We start from the raw sequence: 22,755 nt of genomic DNA on the forward strand, positions 1-22,755 counted from the left end.
CTGCACTGCCACCCTTTCCACTGGGGAATGGGCGCGGCTGTGCGTTGTTTTCAAGCCAAGTTTTTCAGGATTCAACCATGAAACATCTACCCCTGTTGGCAGGCCTGTTCGGCTGCCTGCCTGTTTGCGCATGGGCCATCGAACTGGCCCCGACCGTCATTGATGGCGAGCCAGCCGCCGAGCCCGGCCTGGCCCTGGACCAATCCAGCGGCGTGGCATCGCGATTGGGATTGAGCGTGCGGGAAACCCCGGCGTCGGTCGCCATCGCCAACCGCAACGATATCGAGCGCCACGGTGCCAAGACCTTCCGCGATGCGGCCAACACCCTGCCCGGCGTCAACGCCAGCGCGCCGCCGGGGTTTGGCGGCTTTGTGTCTTATCGCGGGTTTACCAGCAGCCAGATCACCCAGATGTTCAATGGGATCAACGTCGCCACCGGCCTGGCGCGGCCAGTGGATGCCTGGATCTATGACCGGGTGGAGCTGGTGGGTGGCCCCTCCTCCCTGATCAACGGTGCCGGCTCCGTGGGCGGTTCGCTCAACTACGTGACCAAGCTGGCCACCCGCGAGGAACACGCTGCCGCAGGCCAGCTCACCTACGGGAGTTACGACACTGCGGGCATGGCCTTCGGCGTCAACCACGCCCTGACCGAGCCCGGCGCCGAGGTGCAGCACTATGCTCGCCTGGATGTGAGCCGCAACACCAACCACAGCTACATCGAGCGCGACCAGCGCGAGGCTTGGAGCCTGGCGTTTTCCCTGCTCAGCGACCTCACGCCCAACCTGTCCCATACGCTGGCACTGGAATACCAGGACGAGCACGAAGACAGCCCCTACTGGGGCACGCCGGTGCTCAACCCCAAGGCCGGCGAGTTGAAGATCGACCATCACAACCGCTTCAACAACTACAACGTGGCCGACGGTCGCTATGAACAGCGCACGCTCTGGGCGCGCTCGATCATCGACTACCGCATCAATGACAGCACCACCCTGAAAAACACCCTCTATCATCTGGACAGCCAGCGCGATTACCGCAACCTGGAAACCTATCAGTACAACGCCGACAACAGCGCCGTAAACCGCTCCACCGCCTATCAGGTGCGCCATCAAGGCGAGCAGAACGGCAACCAGTTCGAACTGCGCCACGACGACAGCCTGCTTGGCCTGTCCACCACTTGGTCCGGGGGGTTTGAGTACAAGGTCAACAGCACCACCAACAGCCCATTGAACGTGCCGGGCAACAACAGCGTGGATCCGAATCAATACGACCCTGGGCACTTCTACGGCCTGCCTGGTACCAGGCAGGGCTTCGTCAAGGACAAGACCAACGAGGTCACCACCAAGGCCGTGTTTGTGGAAAACCGGCTGGGCCTCACCGATAAGCTCTCGCTGCTCACTGGCCTGCGTTACGACGCCATCGACCTGGACGTCACCAACCACCGCACGGTAACCGCCACCAACCCACGCCACTTCAAACGCAGTTGGGAGCCGGTGACCGGCCGCGTGGGCCTGACCTATCAGTTCATTCCATCGGCCAATGTGTACGTGCAATACAGCACCGCCGCCGAACAACCCAACACCACCACGCAAGTGTTCGATGTCTCCACGGGTAAGCAGTGGGAAGTGGGCAGCAAGTTCGACTACCTGGACGGTCGCGGCTCGGCCACCGTGGCCGCCTACACGATCGAGCGCAAGGACTTTGCCGTCACCGACCCGCAGGACCCGACCAACAGCATTCCAGTGGGCGCCCAGTCATCCCAGGGCATTGAACTGGCCAGTTCGCTGCGCATCACACCCAGACTGCTGGCGGAAGGCAATTTCGCCTGGGTGGACGCCGAATACGACGACTTCAACGAAAAAACCGCCAGCGGCGCAGTGGTCTCGCGTAAAGGCAACACGCCGACCAACGTGCCCAAGCGGGTCGGTAACCTGTGGCTGACCTACGACCTTGCCGAAGACTGGCAAGGCGGCGTGGATGCAAGGTATGTGGCCCAGGTGTATGCAGACAACGCCAATACCCAGACGGTGCCGGCCTACACGCTATTCGGGGCGTTCCTGCGTTACAACGTGGATGCGCATACCTCGGTGACGGGGCGGGTACGCAATTTGACCAATGAGGTGTATGCCGAGTTTGCCCATGTGTCACCGGCGTATTACCTGGGCTCGCCGAGGACCTTCGAGTTGGCGGTAAATACCCAGTTCTAATCTGAAATACAATTAAAAATGTGGGAGCGGACTTGCTCGCTCCCACATTTTTTGATCTCCATTCTGCAGGAAGATTGTGATTACTTCAGGCTTGCCTCAACCTTCTGCGCCACATCCCCCGGCAACCACGCCTTCCACACTTCAGGGTGATTCTTGAGGAACGCCTGGGCCACTTCACGAGGCGCCGTGTGGTTCTCGCTCATGGTTGCCAGGGCTTTGTTCAGCGGCTCGATGGGGAACTCAACCTTTTCAAAGAACTGGGCAATCTGCGGATGCGCCTTCTGGAACGGCGTAGACACCCCAATGCTCAGCTTGGATGCCAGCGACCGCGTAGGCTTGGGATCGGGATTGTCCGCATCCGTGAGGGTCTTCCACGCTTCGGCATCAAATGGCGGTTCTTCCAACTGGATGAGTTTGTAGCGCCCCATCAACGGCGTTGGCGACCAATAGTAGAACAGCACCGGCTTGCCCCGGCGGATCGAAGAAGCAATCTCGGCATCCAGCGCCGCACCTGAGCCACTGCGGAAGTTCACGTAGCTGTCATCCAGGCCATAGGCCTTGAGCTTCTGCTTGTTGACCACTTCCGAGGTCCAGCCGATGGGGCTGTTCAGGAAGCGGCCCTTGCCGGGAGATTCCGGGTCCTTGAACACGTCCTTGTAACGCGCAAGGTCGTTAACGCTCTTGAGGTCCGGCGCCAAGGGCTTGATTCCCTTGGCGGGGTCTCCCTTGACCACGTATTCAGGCACCCACCAACCTTCGGTAGCGCCCTTGACCGTGTCCCCCAGGCCCACCACCTTGCCTTCGGCCTCGGCCTTGACCCACACCGGGCTGCGACCGGCCCATTCTTCACCGATCACCTGGATATCATTTTTGGCCAGGGCGGTTTCCAAGGTGATGGTGGTGCCGGGCAAAGTGTCGGTGGGCAAGTCATAGCCCTCCTCGACAATCACCCGCAGCACTTCGGTGATCAGGCTGCCGCTTTCCCAGTTAAGGTCGGCAAAGTGCACCGGGGTCTCGGCGGCAGAAACCGGCAATGCAGCCACCGACAGGCTCAAGCTCGTCAGGGATGCAGCCAACAGCGTCTTCAGTCCTTTCATGCCTTAGCACCTCGCGAAATCGCAGCCAATAGCGAACGGCTTTGCCGCGGATGCGCGAAGCCTCTGAATAGTTAAGTCAACTCAACTGTAGTAGAGGTTCCGGGCGTTGAAGCGTTACTCGCTGGCCTTGAAGGTCACCAGTTCGCCCTTGCGCCACTTGGCGGCCTTGCCGGTCACGGCTTTGAGGGTCTTGGTCAGGCCTTCCTGCAGTTGCTCATTGGCGGCAAACACCAACATCACACTGTGGCCTTCCTTGAATACGATGCCCTGGCCTTCGGCTGAAGAAACGAAGGCGTAGTCGCCCAGGCCATATACGGTCAACTTGATGTCGCGGAACTTCAATTCAAACTTGCCGCCTTCACGGCTGGGCAATACCGCCGCACGGAAATGATCACCGACTTTGAGTTCCAGGCGCGGTTTGTCATCTACCACCAGCGCCGTTTCGGTATCGATTTCGGCAATATAGATGCCTTCCGGAGTCTGCTCGGTGATATACACGAAACGGGACTGAAACTGCTTGACCAACTTTGCGCGTAAATCACCCAGCACGAACAACGCGTGCATATCCAGATTACTGACTGCCAAGGAAACGCCCCCACATCGAAAAAAGCGCTGTCCGCCACAGCGGGCAGCACAAAAAAACGGCCGTTACGGCACGATCACACAACACATGCATTGAAAAAAACTGAAGAAGATCCGCTGCGGCGCCATAAGACTAGTACAGAGGTACGCGATGGGCCTTGAGCAAGGTCATCAGGCAACACAGGAGATCACAGGTTCAAAGGCCCGAGAACACGAGCCGACCCACTTCAGAGAATAACCCAATTAAAAACGCAACTTCCGACATCGAACACACACCTTTATCCCCAGGCATGGAACCGTTCGGCGACGGCTGACAACAATACTAAAACAGCAACCCGGATCAAGACCACTCAAAAAAAAGCAGCCCTTGAATCAACCCTATCGATCGACAGGAGCAGGCCATGCAACGACTACCCTACGACGCCATGCCTTCGCACACTCGCTCATCATGCCGGGACGAAGCCCAATACTACCGCTTGCACAGCGAGCACGGGTACTTGGATTCGATTCTTTACCAAGTTGTACCTGCCGGCCGAAACTTCTTCCATATCCGCGAAGTACTCAGCGGGCAGATCAAAGGCTTTCGCTCCGACCATATCCAGGCCTGCCTACTGGCGAAAAAACTCGAAGCCCGCCTGCAAGCCCGTCACGGTGGGATCGTTTCGTCAGCCGGATGACTTTACTGCGCCGCAGCCCTCCAACAACTGCCATACTGGCCCGTCCACTGAAGTTTGTGCCCTGCGGGCCAGGTTTCTCCAGTGCAGTTATCTCCAAGGGAAGGCTCTACGTGACGGAATTTGATATCGGCGAATTTTTCATCCATGGCGACGCGAGGGAAGTAGACGGCGAGTTTCAAGCAGTGATCGTGATGCGGGCCAAGCCACCGCTTAAAACAGTCACAACGCACCAAGTGGAGAAAGATCGCTGGTTCAAAACCGTCGATGCCGCCGCCAGCGCCGGCAAAGACGCCGCGAAGGCGCTCAAAAGCGCCGTGGACGCCGGAGCGCTGAATTCCTGATCCGATAGAACTCTGCCGCGTCGATACCCTCCCATGCATAACCCCCTCAACATGGAGAACGATATGGACGCGCCAATCCCGACACTCGAAACCCTGTTCGAACAACTGGGCCTGGACTCAACCCCCGAGGCCATCGACGCGTTTATCGTCGCCCACCCGCTGCCTGAAGACGTAAAACTGATTGATGCACCCTTCTGGTCGCCCCAACAGGCGCAGTTCCTCAAAGAGGAGTTGCGCGAAGATGCGGACTGGGCAATTGCAGTGGATGAGCTGAACCAGCGCCTGCATCAGCCCCACTGACACCCGTTCAATGCAGGCGGTCTGCCTGCTCCAGGCACAACAACGCCTGCCAGGCAGCCCTGCACTCTTCAGCCTCATCACGACTGGAGAACGCAGTGCCACGCTGTTCCCCGTTAAGCAGCACCACCCAGCAAGCTTTCTGACCCAGCGCACGCAAGGTTTGCGGTACGCCACTGCCGATCATCACGGCGACATCGACTTTGTTTTGCATGGAACTTCTCCGCAGCATTAGTTAGCTAGCTAACAATGCTGCCCATGCTACGACGTTCACCGCGCCGGAAAAATGCTGTCCGGGGAATAGCTTCATTGCGTAAACAGCAACAATCCTTAGCGTGCGCCCTTCACGCCTTCGGGCTTATAGCCCAGGCGCAGCCCGCCCCAATGTCGGCCCTTGACCATGATTGGCACCGACAGGTCGTGCATAAGCTCGCCGGTATCGCGGGTATACGTCTGTAGCAACACCGCTTGTTGATGGCTGCCGCAGCGAATACCCGTGCGGTCGTCGAACTTGCGCTTGGTCCGGTTCTGCACCGCGTCCACCTGCTCATCACCGGTCAACGCCTGGGAAAACGCCGTGTTATGCGTGGGCACATAGCCTTGGGGCGTGCAGGCGATGGCGAAGACCAAGCCTTCATGACGCGGCAACAAGGCCTCCTGGATCGCCGGCAGTACCTGGTCGGTATAGCCGTCAAAACGCGTGTGGTATTTGCTCGGGCGGGTGTTGGCAATCGGGGTGTAGCTGCGGTCGAACAGGTCGTCCAGGCTGATGCGGTTCTGCTGCACATCGGCCTCGAACTGCTCGGCAATCCGGCCTGCACCTTCGCGGGCCAGGTCGTAGATGCGTTGGTGATAGTCATCCAGCCCGACTTCGGCCAGACGTTCGCTGATGGTCTCGGCCTGCCCTTCCATCTGCACGGCGGCGTCGGCCAGCTGCCGGGTTTGCTGGTCGCTCACCGCCAGGTCGCTGCGCATCTGCTCGACAGCATGGAACAGGCTGTCGAGTTGGGTGCGATTGGTGTCGGTGCCCTGGGCAATCTCATTGACCTGGCCTTCCACGTCCGCGGCCAGGCTGGCGATGCTGTGCAGTTGCTCTCCGGCGTGTTCCACCTGTTCCACGCCGGTGTGCAAGTCCGCTGAGAGTTGGCGGATCTGCTCCACCACCTGGGCGGTGCGTTGCTGGATGTCCGCCACCATTACCCCGACTTCATCGGTGGCCGTAGCCGTACGGCCTGCCAATCCGCGCACTTCATCGGCCACCACGGCGAAACCACGACCATGCTCACCGGCGCGGGCCGCTTCAATCGCCGCATTCAGCGCCAACAGGTTGGTCTGGCTGGCGATGGACTGGATCACCAATGTCACTCGCTGGATTTCTTCGCTGCGCTGGCTCAGGGCCTCGATCAGCTCCCGGCTCGCACTCGCGCGCTGGCTGAGCTGGTGCATGCGCGTGATCGACTGGGCCAGCACTTCGCGGCCTTCGGTACTGCGCTGATGGGCCTGGCTGGCGGCGCTCAACGCTTCACGACTGAGTTGGGAGGTGATTTTCTCAGTGCCGATCATTACTTCGGCACTGCCCACAATCTGCTTGGCCGCGCTCAACTGTGACTGCAACCGAGCCGCCAATTGCTTGACCGAATAGGCCACACCGGCAGCGGAGAGTGCGTTATGGCTGGTGGTATAGGACAGGTCGCGGGTCAGTTCGCCAATGGCATCGGGACGCTCGGGAGGTGCGACAACCGGCGAATGATTTTTAAGGCGAGGCAGCCAGATCACCAACAAGGCCAGTGGCAGGCAGACATATAAAGACAGGCCAGCGAACGCCAGGCCCAACAGGATCAGCACCAGGGCAGTGCTCTGCAGGAGCGGCGCGAGCCAACCGGGCAACCTGCGCAGCACCGTTTGCGGTGGCATTGCCGAGCCCAATAGAGATCCGTCTCCAGCCATTGTCGTTACCCCACTGCTTGTCATTATTGTCGCTGCATTAAACGCCACTATCGGGCCATTATCCATGGGCCTTTAGTGGGGGGCTTGCAGCAGATCAATAAACGGGGTGTAACGGGTATTTCCCTGGAGGATCGCCTGAACGATCCCCCAGCATCACCGCATCAGGCTTGGCGCTGGTGCTTGTCGATCTGCTCGTGGCGCTCTTGCGCCTCGATGCAGTACTTGGTGGTCGGGCTGATCAGCAGGCGCTTGAGGCCGATTGGCTCGCCGCTGTCATCGCACCAGCCAAAGGAATCTTCCTTGATGCGTTCCAATGCACGCTCAAGCTGCGGCAGCATGCGCTGGTCGCGGTCGATGGCGTTGACCAGCCAGGTACGCTCTTCTTCCACGGAAGCGGCGTCGGCCGGGTCGGCCGGGGTGTCCAGGCTTTCAATGGCGATACGGTTCTGTTCAATGCGCTCGTGGTGTTCCACTTTCATGTCTTGCAGCATCTGCTCGAAAAAAGCGTGCTGTTCGGCATTCATGTAGTCATCCGCCGGCATGGCCAGCAACTTTTCCTTTGTCATTGATTTCTCTATAAAAAATACGTGCATTAAGGCGAATAAGGGAGCGTTCCGGTCGACCTCTGCAGGTCTCGGAAGGGCGCCGTCCATTCCAAGCGCCACCCGGCACTCAATTTACGAGGGGCGGCAGTCTAAGGCCGACTTGAGAGCGCAGCAACTGAAAAGACAGGCAATTTTTCCGAGATAACCCCCAAAAGCACCAGGACGGGCTTGGCGAATGGTTATCGGAGTGCGTTTATAGCAAGAAATTCAGTGTTGTGGAGCTATATAGAAGACAAACGGTTGATCCGCTGCCAAGCAATACCTAACGCCAGGTGGGTAACAAAAAAGAATTTGCTAGGGGCACGTGCGCTTTGCACTGAAAAAAGGACGTTTCATGACCACCCCACTTGCTGCTCCCATCACCAGCGCTGTCCGTACTCAATTCGCTGGCCGCCCGACCTTGGCCAATGTCGCTCGCCAATTGCTCGACGACAGCATCCGCCAAACCTTGCCGGCGCTGTCCTTGGACTTAACCCTCACTCAACTGGCCACACCTACCGCCAATGGCGCCTGGAGCCTGCAACCGCTGCTCCCACGGGTGCTCGACTTTCTTGGCAGCGGGCAGCCCCTGGACTTCAGCGACCGCCACGGCCGCGCTTGTTTTCTCAGCGATCACCCCCCTACCCACCTGAAGCTGCGCGATGGGCTACCGCTGGATCTGCGCCTGATCGCGGACGTGATCAACGCCCTGCCCTGGACCCTGCCCATCGCCTTGCAGAACGCCCAGGCGACCTACTGGGGCACCACCCGCTGGCGCTGGCTCAGCGATGTGTTGCGCGACACCCTGCGTCTTGCCGCCATTGGCCAGACAGACCTGCGCATCGCCGACCGCCAGATGCTCCATCAACTGCTGGAATACCCGGACCGCGACCAACGCCTGGCCCTCTTCGGCAGCAATGCCGTGCATGCCTACTGCCCCCAAGCGGTACTCCAGGCGCCCGACGGCGTGCAAACCCTGCTGGGCCCTGATCTGGTGTTGCTCAACGGCCAGTCCAACGTATTGCTGTGCACACCCGGTGGCAGATGCTCGCGGTATACCAGCATGGACGCCGCACTACTCGGCTGGGTAGACCCCGTGGCGCAGCAGGTGGTAGTCGAAAAGATCACCCTGCAACGCCTGGAACCGGACGGCAATGTATTCGATGCCCAGGCCGCGTTTGTTCTGAATCGACAGTTGCAACAGTTGGGTGCACTCAAGCTGCCCGCCAGCCAAGGGTTGGCAACCCTGGAGACGGTGTACCGGCATCTCACCGACCCGTCCCATGCGTTGACGCCCGCGGCCGTGGCGTCCGAACGTACCCAGGCCACCCTACGCAACCACGTACCCCTGTGGCTGCGCCAGGCGCCGCCAGACGCACGTACAGGTTACCGGCATTACAGCCTGAAACTGGCCAACGCAAAAAAACGCAGCGAGGGACTCACCTTTTTGAGTGATATCCCGGACATTCGCTCGTTTACCCACACCGTCCTGGGCAATCTGCTCAAACGCAACGCGCCCCCTATCGACCCGGACGACCTGCAACTGACGTTCAGCGTCGCTGCCGGTTACCCGGGCGGTGCGGGTTTTGTCGAAAAGGTGCATATGACCCTGATCGACCTGGCGATCAACAACCTCCACACCCGCCCCAGTGGCCAGCTCAGCATCACCCTTCGCAGTGGCGACGCGCTGCCGGAATGGTTGACGCCTGACTATATCGTGGCCAGCGGCGGGCTGATCCAGCAGGCCGACATCGGCAAGACCTACCCTGAGCTGCTCAAGACGCAGATGCTGGGCGACAGCGCCGACGTTCGCCAGCGTGAACAACGTTTTGCCGAGCACCTTCAGGCACAACTGCCGTTGCTGGCACTGGAACTGAGCCTCAAGGGCGAGCAAGGCTTCACCGCCGAAGGTGCTGCGTACGTGGCGGCGTTGATGGGCCATACCAGCGAGCAACGGCGGGTCAATGGTCAAGCCGTGGTGATCCGTCACCTGGCCCTGGTGCGCAAACCCCAGGCCGTGGCCGATGTCGTGAGCAACATGTACATCATCGAATCCAACGGTGGCAGCACCGGGCCGCATATTCTGTATCGCCCCCTGTATTCCGACCCCTTGCAACAATTTGCAAGCCGGCAGTTGCTGCTTGATGCACTGGCGACTGCCGGGGACCTGCAAACCAGTGTGCTTACCTGGATGTCGGACGGCGCCCGGCCGATCTATGCCAATGGTGGATTCCTGCAGCCTCACTATGTGCGCTTCGGCACCGGTGATGAGTTCGACCTGCCTGAAATTCCGGCACCCGCTCAACTGGCCACCGATGGCACCAGCGATGAACTGCTGCAATACCTCGCCAATGGACAGTTGATGCAGTACCTGTATGGCGCCAATGCCCGTGCGCTGGTAGACCAGGCCGACCGTGAGTCGGTGTCCAATGCCGAGAGTCGCTGGCAAGTGTTCCTGGAAGGTGCTGGCCTGCTTTTCAACACACTGTTGCTGCCGCTGCTACGCGGCCCCTTGATGCTCGTCGGCTGGCTGGTCAACCTGGCCGCTAGCGCAGCCCAAGACATCCCCGCCCTTGAAAGCACCGACCCGGTTGCCCGCGAGCTGGCATGGGTCGATCTGCTGCTCAACGTGGGAATGGTGATGTTCGAGCTGACCCCTGCGCCGCCCCGCACCAACCCTGTGTCACCGCAGACCCAATCGCAGGCATTGCGCGAGCCCTTGGCGCGTCGCGCTCCTGAACAGTGGCCGCCGCATCCGGCGCCGGTCATCGAGCAAGGCCCAGTGCTATTGGACACTGGCGCCCCAGAGCTGGCGGACACGGTGTTTGACTTCAGTTTCTCCAGCACTCGTCAAAGTCTGACTGGCGACCAACAACAGCGTTTGTGGAAAATGCAGGCACCCAAGCCCGAGGTAGCGCTCACGCCGGTGCTGAACGGTCCGCGACGCGGCCTGTACCACAGCCTGCGGGACTGGTACGCCCTGGTAGACACCCGCTGGTATCAGGTGCGCCTGGAGGGCGACGCCGTGGTGATCGTCGACCCCTTCAACAGCCAACGGCGCGGCCCAATGCTGAAATCCGATGGCCAGGGCAACTGGTCGCTGGACCTGCAGCTGGGCCTGCGCGGCGGCATGCCGCCCAGACGCATCGCCGCAGAGCGCGAACGCAAGGCCCTGCGCAAGCAGCAATTGTTCGATGAGCAAACGCGCTTCATCACCAGCCCCCAGCAGACGCAGCAAGGCCGGGTGGTCACGCTCAAAAGCCCACAGCAAGCCTTGCAGGACAAAGTCGACACCGCTGAACGCCTGATGACCCTGGCCGCCGCCAACCCAAAATACAACGACCAGGCCCGCGCCAATACCCGTAAGAACTTCAATGCCGCGCTGCACGAACAGATGGACGCTTACCGAGGCTTCCTGGACAGCCGCCAGGAGCGTATTGAACTGGGCATCCCCATGCCTGCCAATGTGGCAGCGGTGTTCCTGGAAAACAGCGTAAACAATGCACGCAAGTCCGTGGTGATCGCCGACATGGATCGCCAGGCCTTGTACGCCGAGCATCCCGATTTGACTGGACCGTACGAACAGACAATGCCTGCGATCCTCGCTAATCAGCCTCGCTACGCCCAAATGCTCAAGGATATGAGTGTGATCAATGAGCGTCAGATCCACGCACTGGAACTCAAGGACCGCTACTTGCTGGAGCTGTACAACCTTGGCCAGCCCGGCCTTGAAAGCTACAACAGGCTGACGCTCAACCGCCCCGAGGAGCTCACCGCCCTGGCACTCAAGGACCTGCAGTTGCGCAATCTCAAGTATCTGAGCAAGAAGAACTGGAAAACAGGCGTGCTCGCCAACGAACTCGACCTGGTGCTCGACCCACTGAGCCGACATGTGCGCACCCACAGCGAACTCAACTTGCTCAACCTGAGCCCTGATGACCGCCTGGCAGTGCTCGACAGCCTCTTCGAGCACTATGGGCAGGCCGTGGATGCTCTAGAAGGTATATCACTGATACAGGCCGAAGATCTGGACACGGCCTACTTCCAGCCGCTCAAGGTATTGGTGGGCAGTCTCTACAAAGACGTGGTGCAACAACTGGCCGTCGAGGTAAAACCCACCCTCGCACCGACGCCAACGCGCCCGCCCAAGCGCGCCCTTAATACACCGGGCAGGCCGCAGAAAAAAGTGATCAAGACCCGACGGCAGGGCACCTTGATCGGCGAAGTCAAACCTGCCGGCAGCACCTTGCCCATTGAGGTTGTAGAAGTGCGTTCGGAGCAAGAGAACCAGTTGCTGGGGACCTACTCACAGCACGAAAGTGGTTGGGATGAAGTCGTCCAGGTACGTCGACCCTCTGCGCCAACCCTGCCACCCGATACCCGTGCGCTGGGTACCGTCAAAGGCCAGGCACGTAAGCGCCTCGCGGCATTGCAGTCGATTATCAGGCAACAGGAAGGTTACGCACGGGTGTCTAGATTTCCCGTAGAAATACAGGAAAGCCTGGACGTTGAAGCAAAGCGTTTCGCCGACTTGGCAAGCGAACTGGATCGCGCGATCAGTGCCCAGGCTGAACAGCTCCAGACTGCAAGTGACCGGGCCTTGGTAAAGGATCTACGTGATGCCCAGGCCACCTTGGCAAGCAAAGGCATCGAGCTGCGTCTTCAGCGCACGCTGGAGTTGCCGCCGACCGATAGCCACCTGAGGTACTTGCTTGAAAACAGGTACGTCAGGCTGGGCAGCCTAGGACCGCGCCTGGCCATGCGTGGCGAACGCAAGGACTTTATCAAGGAGTACACCGTCATTGGGGAACATGGCGATATCCTGTGGTATGCGCACTTGCACTACCCCGCGCTTGATACGCCAAAACCTGAGTACACAGTGGCCCATCTGAAAACCAGGGAACAACGCACCGACAGTTACTACTCGTTGCTCGCCAGGGCGCAGAACCCGCAAAGTGTGGTGGATGTGCACCGTGGCGAAATCAGCCGCGAACTGGCCGCTCGCTGGTTTTTTCCACTGATCCCCTGAAGGCTTGCGGTAAGCGGGCTTGCTGCGCCTGATTGATTGGCAACAGGGCAAGCCCGCACTCCAGGTCAGCGTTTGAGTTTGCGCTTGTTGCGGTATTGGTCGATCACCACGGCCACTACGATAATCAGGCCCTTGATGATGTCCTGGATATACGCGTCCACCCCGACAAAGGTAAACCCGCTGGCCATCACGCCCAGGATCAACGCGCCGATCACGGTGCCGGTGATACGCCCTACCCCGCCCGCCAGGCTGGTACCGCCAATCACCGCCGCAGCAATCGCATCCAGCTCATAGGACATGCCCATGCCCGCCTGGCCGGTGGCAGCGCGTGCCGAGGCCACTACACCGGCCAGGCCTGCGAGCAAACCGGCGATGCTGTAGACAATGATCAAGTGGCGCTTGACGTTGATCCCCGAAGTGCGCGCCGCCTGCATGTTGCCGCCGATGGCGTAGGTGTACTTGCCGTACTTGGTGTAGCGCAGGGCGATATGGAAGATCACCGCCACCACCAGGAAGATGATCACCGGCATCGCACCATGGCCGATGGCCGTGTACGAATCCGAGAGCATGCTCACCGGCTGGCCTTCGGTGTAGTAACGCGCCAGGCCACGGGCCGAGACCATCATGCCCAGGGTCGCAATGAACGGCGGGATACCGGTGACGGCAATGATGCTGCCGTTGATCGCCCCCGCCAGCAGCCCCACGCCCAGCCCCATCGCCACCGGGATCCACACCGGCAAGTCGGTCAGGCTTGGAAACACGGCCCGTGAAAAGTCAGATGTCTGCGCCAAACTGGCAGCAATCATCGCCGAAAGCGCTAGCACCGAACCCGAGGACAAATCGATACCCGTGGTGATGATCACCTGGGTCACACCGATGGCCAGCAGGCCGATGATCGACACCTGCAAAATCATCAGCACCAGGCGCTGGGAGTTCATCAAGAAGCTTTGGTCCCGCACGATCCAGCCAAACAACTCGAACACCAGGCCGATGCCAATCAGCACCAGGAAGATGCTCAGCTCGGTCGGCATGCGCCGACGGCTTTTGGTTGGCGCCACGGCCGGTTTGTTATCCGTTATTGCGTTCATAGCCCATCACCTTTTTTATTCTGTACGTCAGTGAACTGCCGTCATACCGGAAGCCAACTGCATGACTTTTTCCTGGGTCGCCTCATCGCGGTCCAGGGTGCCCATCAATTCGCCTTCGTGCATCACCATCACCCGGTCGCTCATGCCCAGCACTTCGGGCAGCTCCGAGGAAATCATGATCACCGCCATGCCTTCGCTGGCGAGGAAGGAGATCAAGCGGTAGATCTCGGCCTTGGCGCCCACATCGATGCCACGGGTGGGCTCGTCGAGAATCAGCAAGCGCGGGTTGGTCATCAGCCAGCGCGCCAGCAGGGCTTTCTGCTGATTGCCGCCGGACAAGGTGTCGATGCACTGCTCAAGGGACGGGGTTTTCACCCGCAGTTTCTTGCACATGTCCTCGCACAAGGCGCGCAGGGCTTTCTGCTGGATAAAGCCATTGCCGGTGTAATGCGGCAACACGGCCATCTCCATGTTTTCCAGCACCGACAGGCAGGGGAACAGGCCACTGAGCTTGCGGTCCTCGGTCAACAGCGCAAAGCCCTTTTCGATGGCCATGTGCGGGTCGCTGATGCGCACCGCTTTGCCATCCAGGCTGATCTGGCCACTGCTGCTGGGGGTGATGCCAAAAATGGTTTCGGCCACGTTGGTGCGCCCCGAACCCATCAACCCGGCGATGCCCAGGATCTCACCGGCATGCAGGTCGAAGGACACGTCCTTGAACACGCCGTCCAGGGTCAAGTCGCGCACTGAGAGCAGCAGGTCACCGATAGGCGTCTCGCGCACCGGGAACAACTGGCTGAGCTCGCGGCCGACCATCATCGAGATCAGGCTGTCGCTGTTCATGCTGTCGGCGCGTTGCAGGCCGATGTAGTGGCCGTCGCGAAACACCGCCACTTCGTCGGCGATGGCGAACACTTCGTTCATTTTGTGCGTGATGTAGACGATGCCTTTGCCCTGGGACTTGAGGTCGGCAATGATCGAAAACAGATGGGCCACTTCCTTGTCGGTAATGGCCGATGTCGGCTCATCCATGATCAGGATGTCGGAGTCGTAGGACACCGCCTTGGCAATCTCGACCATCTGCCGCTCGGCGATGCTCAGGTTGCCCACATGCTCTTCGGGGTCGAGGTTGATGCGCAGACGCGCCAGTAACTCTGCGGTGCAGCGATGCATCTCGCGGTGGTTGACCATGTGCAGGCCGTTGAGCTGCTCGCGGCCGATCCAGATATTCTCGGCGATGCTCATGTGGGGCATCAGGTTCAGTTCCTGGTGGATCATCGCGATCCCGGCCTTCTGGGCCGCCAGGGGCGTTTCGAACACAATCGGCTTGCCGCGCAGGCGAATCTCACCGGCGTCGGGCTGGTAGATGCCGGCGATGATTTTCATCAACGTCGACTTGCCCGCACCGTTCTCGCCCATCAGCGCCAGCACCGTGCCGGGGCGCACCCGCAGCTGCACATCGGACAGGGCCACGACGCCGGGAAAGCCTTTGCTGATGTTGCTGATTTCCAACAGGTAGGGGTCTTCCAGTTCGACAGGCTGGATACCGGGAGGCGGCGAGGTAGTGGCTTGCGCAAGCATAGGGAAGTACTCCATCTGCAGGGCGGCCATGACCGCCCTGCCGGCTTATTGTTGTTATGTCAGGCTATTTGAAGTCTTTGACGTTTTCAGGCGTGATCAGCTGGAACGGGATGACGATGTTCTGCTCGATCGTCTCGCCCTTGGCCAACTGGCGTGCCGCATCCACCGAGCCGACACCCTGCCCCTTGGCGTCCTGGAACACCGACACGGTCATCTCGCCCTTTTCAATCGCGTTCAGGCCATCGCGCGTGCCGTCCACACCCGCAATCAACACGCTGCCCGGCTTGGTCCCGGCCGACTTGAGGGCCATGGCCGCGCCAATCGCCATTTCGTCGTTGTTGGAGAGCACGGCATTGAACTCGCGGCCCTGGGTCAGCCAGTCGTTGGTCAAGGTCATGCCGCGGTCGCGCAGCCAGATGCCAGTCTGTTCCTGCTCGATCTTGATATCGGGGTATTTTTTCAGGACATCCTTGATGCCCTTGGTACGGTTAGTCGTGGAGTTGTTCGCCAGGTCACCCAGCAGAATCACGATATTGCCCTTGCCGCCCATTTTTTCGGCGATGTACTGCATCTGCAACCGGCCGGCCTCTTCATCGTCGGAGGTCACTGCCGCTACACCCTTTGGCAGGTCCTTCTGGTCTGGCCGGCGATTGACGTAGACCAGCGGGATGCCGGCTTCCGTAGCGGCCTTGCTGATGCGCGCGGTGGAAGCGGTATCCACCGGCGTGACGATAATGGCATCGACCTTCTGGCTGATGAAACTCTCGACCTGACTCAGTTGCTTGACCACATCGGCGCGAGCGTCTTCGAACTGCAGCTGCACGCCATCGCCCTTGGGCAGCGACTTGACGTGCTGCTCCATGTAGCCGCGAACGCTGGTCAGATAGTTGTCATCAAAACTGGAAAAGGTCACGCCGACTTTCAGGTCGGCCGCCATCGCAGCAGCACTGGCCAGCAGCATGGACAAAGCCAGGGCGGTAAAACGGATCGGGGTCTTCATGAACGGTCTGTCTCCACTTTCTTGTTGGTTTTGTTGGACGTTGCGTTGATCAGAGCGGGCCTTGCGATTGGGGCAACCGGACGACAGGTGCGCCAGGGATGCAGCAGACCAGCGCGCCTTTGTTTTCGACGCACAGCACATTGAGGAAGGAGAAGTAGAACGGCCGGGCGCGGGGCAGGCCGCGGGGCGCTTGAGTGGGGCGTAAAACTCGCAGTACAGCGTTGAAGATTTTCATCTGACGGTACCTGGTTGTTTTTGATCTTGTTTTTGTTTGAGTCGTGCGGGTCGAGCCCGAACGTACTTATTGCAACCTGGAAAAGACTTTATTGGAAAATAATTTCCATATCAACATCTTTTAGAATTTTATTCTATTTTTGTTGAAACCACCTGCTGGCGCTCGGCGCTCAGGCGTGCGGCGTCCAATATACGGGTGGTTTCCAGCGCGTCATAGGCGTCCACCGGCAGCGCGCCCTGCCCTTGCACAGCGTCTTGCAACTGGCGATAGAACTGGGTCCAGCAGCCTTTCTCCGACGGCACACGCTCGCGCTCCGGGCCTTGCTCGAACCAGCCCCAGCGTCGGTGCTCTTCGGCGCCCCAATGCTCGCCTTCGGTTTTGGGCGACTTGCCGGCCATCAGTGCCTCTTCCTGGCCATCCAGGCCATCGACGGTGTAGCACCCCGAGGTGCCACTCACACGAAAACGCGGCGCCTGGCTGTTCTGCAGCGCATTGCCCCACAGGTGGGAGATCACGCCGCTGGCGTGGGTCAAGGAGACAAAGAAGCCGTGGTCGAGGGTGGGATGTTCGGGGCTGAACTGCAATTGCGCGAACACCCGATCCACCGGGCCAAACAGTTGCAGCGCCTGGTCCACCAGATGGCTGCCCAAGTCCCTCAGCCAACCGCCGCCGCGGGCATTGCCCACGGCGTCTGGCGTGTAGCGTTCCACCCGGGATTCAAACCGGGTGATGGTGCCCAGGGCACCGGCGTCTATGAGTTTGCGCAGGGTCAGGTAGTCCGAGTCCCAACGGCGGTTCTGATAGACGCTGAGCGGCACTTCGTGGCGTTCGGCGGCGGTGATCAGTGCCTGGGCCTGTTCGGCATTGGCGGCGAAGGGTTTGTCGCTGACCACGGCCACACCGTGTTCGATGGCTTCCAGCACCAGGGCCGGGCGGCCTTTGAGGGTGGTGGAGATGACCAGGGCATCGACACCGGCTTCAACGATTTGGCCAATGGAGTCGAAGGCTTTAACGCCTGGGTGGTCGGTGTTCAGTTGTTTTCGGCGTTCGGGTGAACGGGTGACGACGCCAACAAACGTGGCGCCGGGCAAGGTTGCAATCAGCGGCGCATGAAAAAAGCGCCCTCCGTGGCCGTAGCCGACTAGTCCGATTCGCATACATACACTCCTAACTTGAACTGCAAACCCAATCAAATTGTGGGAGGGGGCTTGCCCCCGATTGCAGTGTGTCAGCCAAAAATCTGTATCTGACACACCGCTATCGGGGGCAAGCCCCCTCCCACATTGACTGCATTTCAACTTGAGATTGTGGGTCAGCCGTAAAAGCGTGGGCGATCCGGCAAGCTGACTTTCACAATCTGCTCACTGCCCTGGGCTTCGATACACGCATCCGCCGCAACGGCCGCTGCAAACCCATCCCACGCCGACGGCCCACCCACTTGCCCGGCGCGCACGCTGTCGATGAACGCCTGCAATTCCACGTCATAGGCACCGATAAACCGGTCCTTCCAGTCCATCAGAATCGCATTGGACAGCTTGGCGCCACTGCGCAGTTGCACTTGCGAAGGCTCCGGCAACTTGGCAATACCGGTCTCCCCCACCACTTCGCACTGGATGTCGTAGCCGTACTGGCAGTTCACAAACACTTCCACATCAATACGCGTGCCCTTGGCGGTTTCCAGCAGCACGATCTGTGGGTCGCGCAAATGCGCCAGCGCCTTGCTGGATTTGCGCGGGAACACCACCTGCACCGACACGTAGTCGTCGTTGAGCAACCAGCGCAGCACATCCAGCTCGTGGATCAGGGTGTCGGTGATCGCCATGTCGGTCTTGTAGTTCTCACCCACCGTGGGGTTGCGGTGGGCGCAGTGCAGCATCAGCGGCTCGCCGATCTGGCCGCTGTCGATCACCGCCTTGAGGGCACGATAGCCTTCGTCATAGGGGCGCATAAAGCCCACTTGCACCAGGCGCTTACCGTAGGCCACCTCGGCATCGACGATCTTGCGGCAGCCTGCGGCGGTGACGGCCAGGGGTTTCTCACAGAACACCGGTTTGCCAGCGGCGATGGCGGCGAGCACAAATTCTTCGTGGCTTGGGCCCCAGGAGGTGACCAGTACCGCTTCAACCTCAGGGGAATTGATCAGCGCGTGGCCGTCGGCATACACCTCGGCGCTGATGTTCAGGTCGGCAACCACCTTGGCGGCTTGCTCAAGGTTGATGTCGGTGACCGCCACGACCTGGCTATTGAGCAAGGTCTGGCTGCAACGACGGATATGGTCCCGGCCAATGGCGCCCGTACCGATGACTCCAAGCTTCAACGACATACAAAAACTCCTCTTGTTATTAGTACTGCCGGGCCTTGGCCAGGTGTTCATTGAGTTTTTTTGCAGCAGCATTCGTGCGTTCGCTGGTCGATACTTGCGCCACCCCCACCCGCCACCAGGACAGGTAGCCGTGGATCATGGTCTTAGGCAGCACCTTGATATCGATCAGCGTCGAAACCGTTTGGGTACGTGCATCCGCCAACGCTGCTTCCAGTTGCTCCACGGTGCTGACCTTGTAGGTCTTGCAGCCGTAGGCCGCTGCACTCATGGCGAAGTCCACCGGCACCAGGCCGCCGTCGAGCTTGCCGCTCTCGGGGTTGCGGTAGCGGAACTCGGTGCCGAAGCTGTCCATGCCATTGCCGATCTGCAGGTTGTTGATGCAACCAAAAGCCATGTTGTCCAGCAGCACCACGTTGATCTTGCGCCGCTCTTGAATCGAAGTAGCCAGCTCCGAGTGCAGCATCATGTAGGAGCCATCGCCGACCAGGGCGTACACCTCTTTGCTCGGCTCGGCGAGTTTCACGCCAAGGGCGGCGTTGATCTCGTAGCCCATGCACGAATAGCCGTACTCGACGTGGTAGGTGTTGACGCCCTTGCTGCGCCAGGCGCGTTGCAAGTCGCCAGGCAGGCTGCCGGCGGCGGCGACGATGATCGCGTCATCGGCCAGGGTTTGATTCAACACACCCAGCACGCGGCTTTGGGTCAGGCACGAGCCGGTCAGTTCGATAAATTCGCGCAGCACGGCGCGGTCCAGGTGGTCGTCGACCTCAGGCACAAAGCCGTCGCCCGAATATTCCACCTGATGCACGCGGTCCACCTCAGCATCCAGCTGCGCCTTAGCATCCTGGATCTGCCCGCCCCAACCGGAGCGGTAATCGCCCAAGGCATCGGCCAGCGCGTCCAGGGCCACTTGTGCATCAGCCAACACTTGCACCGCGTCGAGTTTCAACACGTCGGCAGCACTGACATTGAGGTTCAGAAACGTCACGTCCGGGTGCTTGAACAGTGACTTGGACGAGGTGGTGAAGTCGGTATAGCGAGTGCCGATACCGATGATCAGGTCCGCTTCCGGCGCCAGCAGGTTGGCCGCCAGGCAGCCGGTTTCACCGATGCCACCCAGGTTCAGCGGATGGCTGGACACCACCGCGCTTTTACCCGCCTGGGTTTCCGCGAAGGGAATATCAAAGCGCTCGGCAAAGGCCTGCAGTGCGGCATTCGCGCCAGAGTACTTCACCCCGCCACCGCAGATGATCAGCGGCTTGCGTTTGCCCCGGAACGCGGCCAGTGCATCGCCAATCATCGCGGCGGTGGCTGGGCGACGGTCGATACGGTGCACGCGTTTTTGCAGGAAATAATCCGGATAGTCCCACGCCTCGGCCTGCACATCCTGGGGCAGCGCCAGGGTCACCGCGCCGGTTTCGGCAGGGTCGGTGAGTACGCGCATGGCATGGATCGCAGCGCTCATCAGTTGCTCGGGGCGGTTGATGCGGTCCCAATACTTGCTCACGGAGCGGAAGGCGTCGTTGGTGCTGATGCTCAGGTCGTGGAACTGCTCGATCTGTTGCAGCACCGGGTCCGGTTGGCGGCTGGCGTAGACATCGCCGGGCAACAGCAGCAGCGGGATACGGTTGGCGGTGGCCGTGGCAGCGGCGGTCAGCATATTGGCGGCGCCAGGGCCGACCGACGCAGTGCATGCGTAGATTTTGCGGCGCAGGTGCTGCTTGGCAAAACCGATGGCGGCGTGGGCCATGCCCTGCTCGTTACGGCCCTGATGCACCACCAAATCACCGGCATCCTGCTCCAGCGCCTGGCCCAGGCCCAGCACGTTGCCGTGGCCGAAAATGGTGAACACGCCGGCGACAAACTTGCTCTGTACGCCATCGACTTCGATGTATTGGTTGTCCAGGAACTTCACCAGGGCCTGGGCCATGGTCAGTCGGGTTGTGGTCATGTCGCGCCCCTTAAAGGTCCAGTAGCCAGCTGTGCTGCGGGTCGTTGTGGAAATGCCAGGCGCGCTTGGGGCCGGCCATCACGTTCAAATAATAGGACTCGTAACCGTACGGCACGCTGACCGGGTGATAGCCCTTGGGCACCACCACCAGGTCGCTGTTTTCCACGGCCATGGCCTGGTCGATACTGCGGTCATCGGTATACACGCGCTGGAACACAAAGCCCTGGGGCGGGTTGATCTGGTGGTAGTAGGTTTCTTCCAGGAAGCTTTGGTGCGGCAGGTCGTCGGTGTCGTGCTTGTGGGGCGGGTAGCTGGACGAATGCCCGGACGGCGTGCGCACTTCCACCACCAACAGCGAATGGGCCGGCGAGGTGTCCGGCAGGATGTCGCACACGTAGCGGGTGTTGGCACCCTTGCCGCGCACGCTGCGTTTGCAGTCTTGTGGGCGGATCAGGCGCGGCTCGTAGCCTTCGGCACCAGGCGCAGCGCACACGGCGATCTGCACGTCGCTCAAGGCGGTGACCTGGGCCGTGGTGCCGGGCGGCAGGTAGGCGGCGAAGGGGGACTTGTCTTCGAACACCGACTGGCGGTCCCCCAGGTTCTGCCAGTTGAACCCCTCGCCTTCGATATTCACCCGGCCGCTGAGCAGCACCAGGCACAGTTCCTTGTCACCGGCGCTGACCGGCAGGGTTTCCCCCAGGCTCAAGCGGTAGGCTTTGAAGCCCACGTATTCCAGGCGCCCTTCTTCCAGCGCGACCATGGTTTGCCCGCGCTTGTTGCTCTTGACCAGCAGGCTCATGCTTTTGTCCTCTCGGTGAGCAGGGCACGCAGGGTGTCGTAGCCCTTTTTCGCATACACGTAGCTAGGCGCCACAGCCGGGTCCTGCTCGGCTTCCACCACCAGCCAGCCTTCGTATTTGGCGGCCAACAGCACATCCAGCAGTTCGGCGAAGTCGATATCGCCATCGCCGGGCACGGTGAAGGTGCCGTTGACGATGCAATCCGGGAAGCTCCACATCTGGTTGCGCGCCAGTTGCACAACGGGCTTGCGCACGTCCTTGAAGTGCACATGGCAGACGCGGCTGATGTGTTTGTTCAACACTTCAAGTGGCTCGCCGCCGCCCATGTAGCAGTGGCCCGAATCGAACAGCAGGCCGACTTCCGGGCCGGTGCGCTTCATGAGTTGGTCGATGTCTTCAGGGGATTCGACATAGGCGCCCATATGGTGGTGGTACGCCAGGCGTACACCCTGGGACAGGGTGAAGCGCGCCAGTTCGGTGAGCTTGTCGGCGTAGTCCTGCCAGGCCTGCTCGCTGTGGAAACGCGGGCGTTCGATCAGGCGGATGCGCGAACCCTGGATGGAATCGGCGACTTCGCCGTACACCAGAACCGTGGCGCCGTTTTGTTTGAGCAGTTCGACGTGGCCGGCGATGGCTTCGATCTCTTCGGCCACCGAACGCCGAGCCAGGCGGCTGGAATACCAACCGGAAACCAGCGCCAGGTCATAGGGACGCAACACATCACCGACGCCCTTGGCGTCCTTGGGGAACTTGCCGTTGAGTTCGAAACCTTCGTAGCCGATCTCCTTGCCTTCGGCGAGCGCGGTGCTCAGGGGCGTTTCACCGCCCAGGGCCGGCAGGTCGTCGTTGCTCCAGGAGATCGGGTTGATGCCAATTCGGATTGCGGGCATGGCTGCACCTTTTATTGTTTTCAGCTAACACTGATATCTGCTTTATGTGGGAGGGGGCTTGCTCCCGATGGCGGTGTGTCAGGCAACACATCCATAACTGAGCCACCGCTATCGGGAGCAAGCCCCCTCC

The 22,755-nt window shown here is 60.4% G+C and carries 19 protein-coding genes; 5 read left to right on the forward strand and 14 right to left on the reverse strand.

Features of this window, described 5'->3' with window-relative positions; genetic code table 11:
- The first annotated feature begins 77 nt into the window (after window positions 1-77).
- Window positions 78-2,204, forward strand: a complete 2,127-nt coding sequence (locus DYL59_RS05760) for a TonB-dependent receptor (protein WP_135288319.1) — start codon at window positions 78-80, stop codon at window positions 2,202-2,204.
- An 80-nt stretch (window positions 2,205-2,284) separates the two neighbouring features.
- Here the strand turns inward: DYL59_RS05760 and DYL59_RS05765 are convergent, their stop codons facing one another.
- Both DYL59_RS05765 and DYL59_RS05770 read right to left on the reverse strand, forming a co-directional pair.
- Window positions 2,285-3,301 carry an ABC transporter substrate-binding protein gene (locus tag DYL59_RS05765; protein WP_135288320.1) on the reverse strand — a complete coding sequence of 339 codons (1,017 nt, stop codon included), beginning with the start codon at window positions 3,299-3,301 and terminating at the stop codon, window positions 2,285-2,287.
- A gap of 114 nt (window positions 3,302-3,415) precedes the next feature.
- Window positions 3,416-3,865 (reverse strand): hypothetical protein, encoded by a 450-nt coding sequence (locus tag DYL59_RS05770; RefSeq protein ID WP_064452050.1) that lies wholly within the window; start codon window positions 3,863-3,865, stop codon window positions 3,416-3,418.
- 419 nt (window positions 3,866-4,284) lie between these two features.
- Here DYL59_RS05770 and DYL59_RS05775 point away from each other — a divergent pair, with 419 nt between their 5' ends.
- The 3 genes from DYL59_RS05775 to DYL59_RS05785 all read left to right on the forward strand — a co-directional run bounded on the left by DYL59_RS05775 (window position 4,285) and on the right by DYL59_RS05785 (window position 5,201).
- Window positions 4,285-4,560, forward strand: coding sequence for a hypothetical protein (locus tag DYL59_RS05775; protein ID WP_135288321.1), 276 nt, complete (start codon window positions 4,285-4,287; stop codon window positions 4,558-4,560).
- Between the two features lie 110 nt (window positions 4,561-4,670).
- On the forward strand, window positions 4,671-4,901 hold the full coding sequence (locus DYL59_RS05780) for a hypothetical protein (protein WP_135288322.1): 231 nt from the start codon (window positions 4,671-4,673) through the stop codon (window positions 4,899-4,901).
- 63 nt (window positions 4,902-4,964) lie between these two features.
- Complete coding sequence (locus DYL59_RS05785) at window positions 4,965-5,201, forward strand: DUF2789 domain-containing protein (RefSeq protein ID WP_135288323.1); 237 nt, start codon at window positions 4,965-4,967, stop codon at window positions 5,199-5,201.
- A 7-nt stretch (window positions 5,202-5,208) separates the two neighbouring features.
- On the opposite strand, the gene DYL59_RS05790 is transcribed toward DYL59_RS05785, so the two are convergent.
- The 3 genes from DYL59_RS05790 to DYL59_RS05800 form a co-directional block, all read right to left on the reverse strand.
- Entirely contained in the window at window positions 5,209-5,412 is a 204-nt protein-coding gene (locus tag DYL59_RS05790) for a hypothetical protein (protein ID WP_135288324.1), read from the reverse strand.
- A 116-nt stretch (window positions 5,413-5,528) separates the two neighbouring features.
- Window positions 5,529-7,211, reverse strand: coding sequence for a methyl-accepting chemotaxis protein (locus tag DYL59_RS05795; RefSeq protein WP_420359265.1), 1,683 nt, complete (start codon window positions 7,209-7,211; stop codon window positions 5,529-5,531).
- 95 nt (window positions 7,212-7,306) lie between these two features.
- Window positions 7,307-7,711, reverse strand: a complete 405-nt coding sequence (locus tag DYL59_RS05800; RefSeq protein WP_135288325.1) for a TraR/DksA family transcriptional regulator — start codon at window positions 7,709-7,711, stop codon at window positions 7,307-7,309.
- Between the two features lie 373 nt (window positions 7,712-8,084).
- Here DYL59_RS05800 and DYL59_RS05805 point away from each other — a divergent pair, with 373 nt between their 5' ends.
- Window positions 8,085-12,758 (forward strand): dermonecrotic toxin domain-containing protein, encoded by a 4,674-nt coding sequence (locus DYL59_RS05805; protein WP_135288326.1) that lies wholly within the window; start codon window positions 8,085-8,087, stop codon window positions 12,756-12,758.
- Window positions 12,759-12,823: 65 nt separating this feature from the next.
- Here DYL59_RS05805 and DYL59_RS05810 read toward each other — a convergent pair whose 3' ends face one another.
- The 9 genes from DYL59_RS05810 to iolE all read right to left on the reverse strand — a co-directional run bounded on the left by DYL59_RS05810 (window position 12,824) and on the right by iolE (window position 22,625).
- Window positions 12,824-13,846, reverse strand: coding sequence for an ABC transporter permease (locus DYL59_RS05810; protein WP_135288327.1), 1,023 nt, complete (start codon window positions 13,844-13,846; stop codon window positions 12,824-12,826).
- A gap of 27 nt (window positions 13,847-13,873) precedes the next feature.
- Window positions 13,874-15,427, reverse strand: coding sequence for a sugar ABC transporter ATP-binding protein (locus tag DYL59_RS05815; RefSeq protein ID WP_135288344.1), 1,554 nt, complete (start codon window positions 15,425-15,427; stop codon window positions 13,874-13,876).
- 64 nt (window positions 15,428-15,491) lie between these two features.
- A complete protein-coding gene (locus DYL59_RS05820) occupies window positions 15,492-16,427 on the reverse strand; it encodes a sugar ABC transporter substrate-binding protein (RefSeq protein ID WP_135288328.1) in 936 nt (311 codons plus the stop codon).
- 49 nt (window positions 16,428-16,476) lie between these two features.
- On the reverse strand, window positions 16,477-16,662 hold the full coding sequence (locus DYL59_RS05825) for a hypothetical protein (RefSeq protein ID WP_135288329.1): 186 nt from the start codon (window positions 16,660-16,662) through the stop codon (window positions 16,477-16,479).
- 128 nt (window positions 16,663-16,790) lie between these two features.
- Window positions 16,791-17,819, reverse strand: a complete 1,029-nt coding sequence (locus tag DYL59_RS05830) for a Gfo/Idh/MocA family protein (RefSeq protein ID WP_135288330.1) — start codon at window positions 17,817-17,819, stop codon at window positions 16,791-16,793.
- Window positions 17,820-17,974: 155 nt separating this feature from the next.
- Entirely contained in the window at window positions 17,975-18,985 is a 1,011-nt protein-coding gene (gene iolG, locus DYL59_RS05835) for a bifunctional inositol 2-dehydrogenase/D-chiro-inositol 1-dehydrogenase (protein ID WP_135288331.1), read from the reverse strand.
- 19 nt (window positions 18,986-19,004) lie between these two features.
- On the reverse strand, window positions 19,005-20,936 hold the full coding sequence (iolD, locus tag DYL59_RS05840; RefSeq protein WP_135288332.1) for a 3D-(3,5/4)-trihydroxycyclohexane-1,2-dione acylhydrolase (decyclizing): 1,932 nt from the start codon (window positions 20,934-20,936) through the stop codon (window positions 19,005-19,007).
- Window positions 20,937-20,946: 10 nt separating this feature from the next.
- Window positions 20,947-21,735, reverse strand: a complete 789-nt coding sequence (gene iolB, locus DYL59_RS05845) for a 5-deoxy-glucuronate isomerase (protein WP_135288333.1) — start codon at window positions 21,733-21,735, stop codon at window positions 20,947-20,949.
- Window positions 21,732-22,625: a myo-inosose-2 dehydratase gene (gene iolE, locus DYL59_RS05850; RefSeq protein ID WP_135288334.1), complete on the reverse strand. Its 894-nt coding sequence runs from the start codon at window positions 22,623-22,625 to the stop codon at window positions 21,732-21,734. The genes iolB and iolE overlap by 4 nt, the downstream gene beginning before the upstream one ends.
- Between the last annotated feature and the right edge of the window lie 130 nt (window positions 22,626-22,755).

Origin of the sequence: Pseudomonas kairouanensis, from assembly GCF_004682055.1 — a bacterium.
In the GTDB taxonomy this organism is placed as follows: domain Bacteria; phylum Pseudomonadota; class Gammaproteobacteria; order Pseudomonadales; family Pseudomonadaceae; genus Aquipseudomonas; species Aquipseudomonas kairouanensis.

Excerpts from the sequence above, each read along its gene's own strand:
- DYL59_RS05760 (WP_135288319.1), top strand. The coding sequence starts at position 78 with ATGAAACATCTACCCCTGTTGGCAGGCCTGTTCGGCTGCCTGCCTGTT.
- DYL59_RS05765 (WP_135288320.1), bottom strand. The coding sequence starts at position 3,301 with ATGAAAGGACTGAAGACGCTGTTGGCTGCATCCCTGACGAGCTTGAGC.
- DYL59_RS05770 (WP_064452050.1), bottom strand. The coding sequence starts at position 3,865 with ATGCACGCGTTGTTCGTGCTGGGTGATTTACGCGCAAAGTTGGTCAAG.
- DYL59_RS05775 (WP_135288321.1), top strand. The coding sequence starts at position 4,285 with ATGCAACGACTACCCTACGACGCCATGCCTTCGCACACTCGCTCATCA.
- DYL59_RS05785 (WP_135288323.1), top strand. The coding sequence starts at position 4,965 with ATGGACGCGCCAATCCCGACACTCGAAACCCTGTTCGAACAACTGGGC.
- DYL59_RS05790 (WP_135288324.1), bottom strand. The coding sequence starts at position 5,412 with ATGCAAAACAAAGTCGATGTCGCCGTGATGATCGGCAGTGGCGTACCG.
- DYL59_RS05795 (WP_420359265.1), bottom strand. The coding sequence starts at position 7,211 with ATGGATAATGGCCCGATAGTGGCGTTTAATGCAGCGACAATAATGACA.
- DYL59_RS05800 (WP_135288325.1), bottom strand. The coding sequence starts at position 7,711 with ATGACAAAGGAAAAGTTGCTGGCCATGCCGGCGGATGACTACATGAAT.
- DYL59_RS05805 (WP_135288326.1), top strand. The coding sequence starts at position 8,085 with ATGACCACCCCACTTGCTGCTCCCATCACCAGCGCTGTCCGTACTCAA.
- DYL59_RS05810 (WP_135288327.1), bottom strand. The coding sequence starts at position 13,846 with ATGAACGCAATAACGGATAACAAACCGGCCGTGGCGCCAACCAAAAGC.
- DYL59_RS05815 (WP_135288344.1), bottom strand. The coding sequence starts at position 15,427 with ATGCTTGCGCAAGCCACTACCTCGCCGCCTCCCGGTATCCAGCCTGTC.
- DYL59_RS05820 (WP_135288328.1), bottom strand. The coding sequence starts at position 16,427 with ATGAAGACCCCGATCCGTTTTACCGCCCTGGCTTTGTCCATGCTGCTG.
- DYL59_RS05825 (WP_135288329.1), bottom strand. The coding sequence starts at position 16,662 with ATGAAAATCTTCAACGCTGTACTGCGAGTTTTACGCCCCACTCAAGCG.
- DYL59_RS05830 (WP_135288330.1), bottom strand. The coding sequence starts at position 17,819 with ATGCGAATCGGACTAGTCGGCTACGGCCACGGAGGGCGCTTTTTTCAT.
- iolG (WP_135288331.1), bottom strand. The coding sequence starts at position 18,985 with ATGTCGTTGAAGCTTGGAGTCATCGGTACGGGCGCCATTGGCCGGGAC.
- iolD (WP_135288332.1), bottom strand. The coding sequence starts at position 20,936 with ATGACCACAACCCGACTGACCATGGCCCAGGCCCTGGTGAAGTTCCTG.
- iolB (WP_135288333.1), bottom strand. The coding sequence starts at position 21,735 with ATGAGCCTGCTGGTCAAGAGCAACAAGCGCGGGCAAACCATGGTCGCG.
- iolE (WP_135288334.1), bottom strand. The coding sequence starts at position 22,625 with ATGCCCGCAATCCGAATTGGCATCAACCCGATCTCCTGGAGCAACGAC.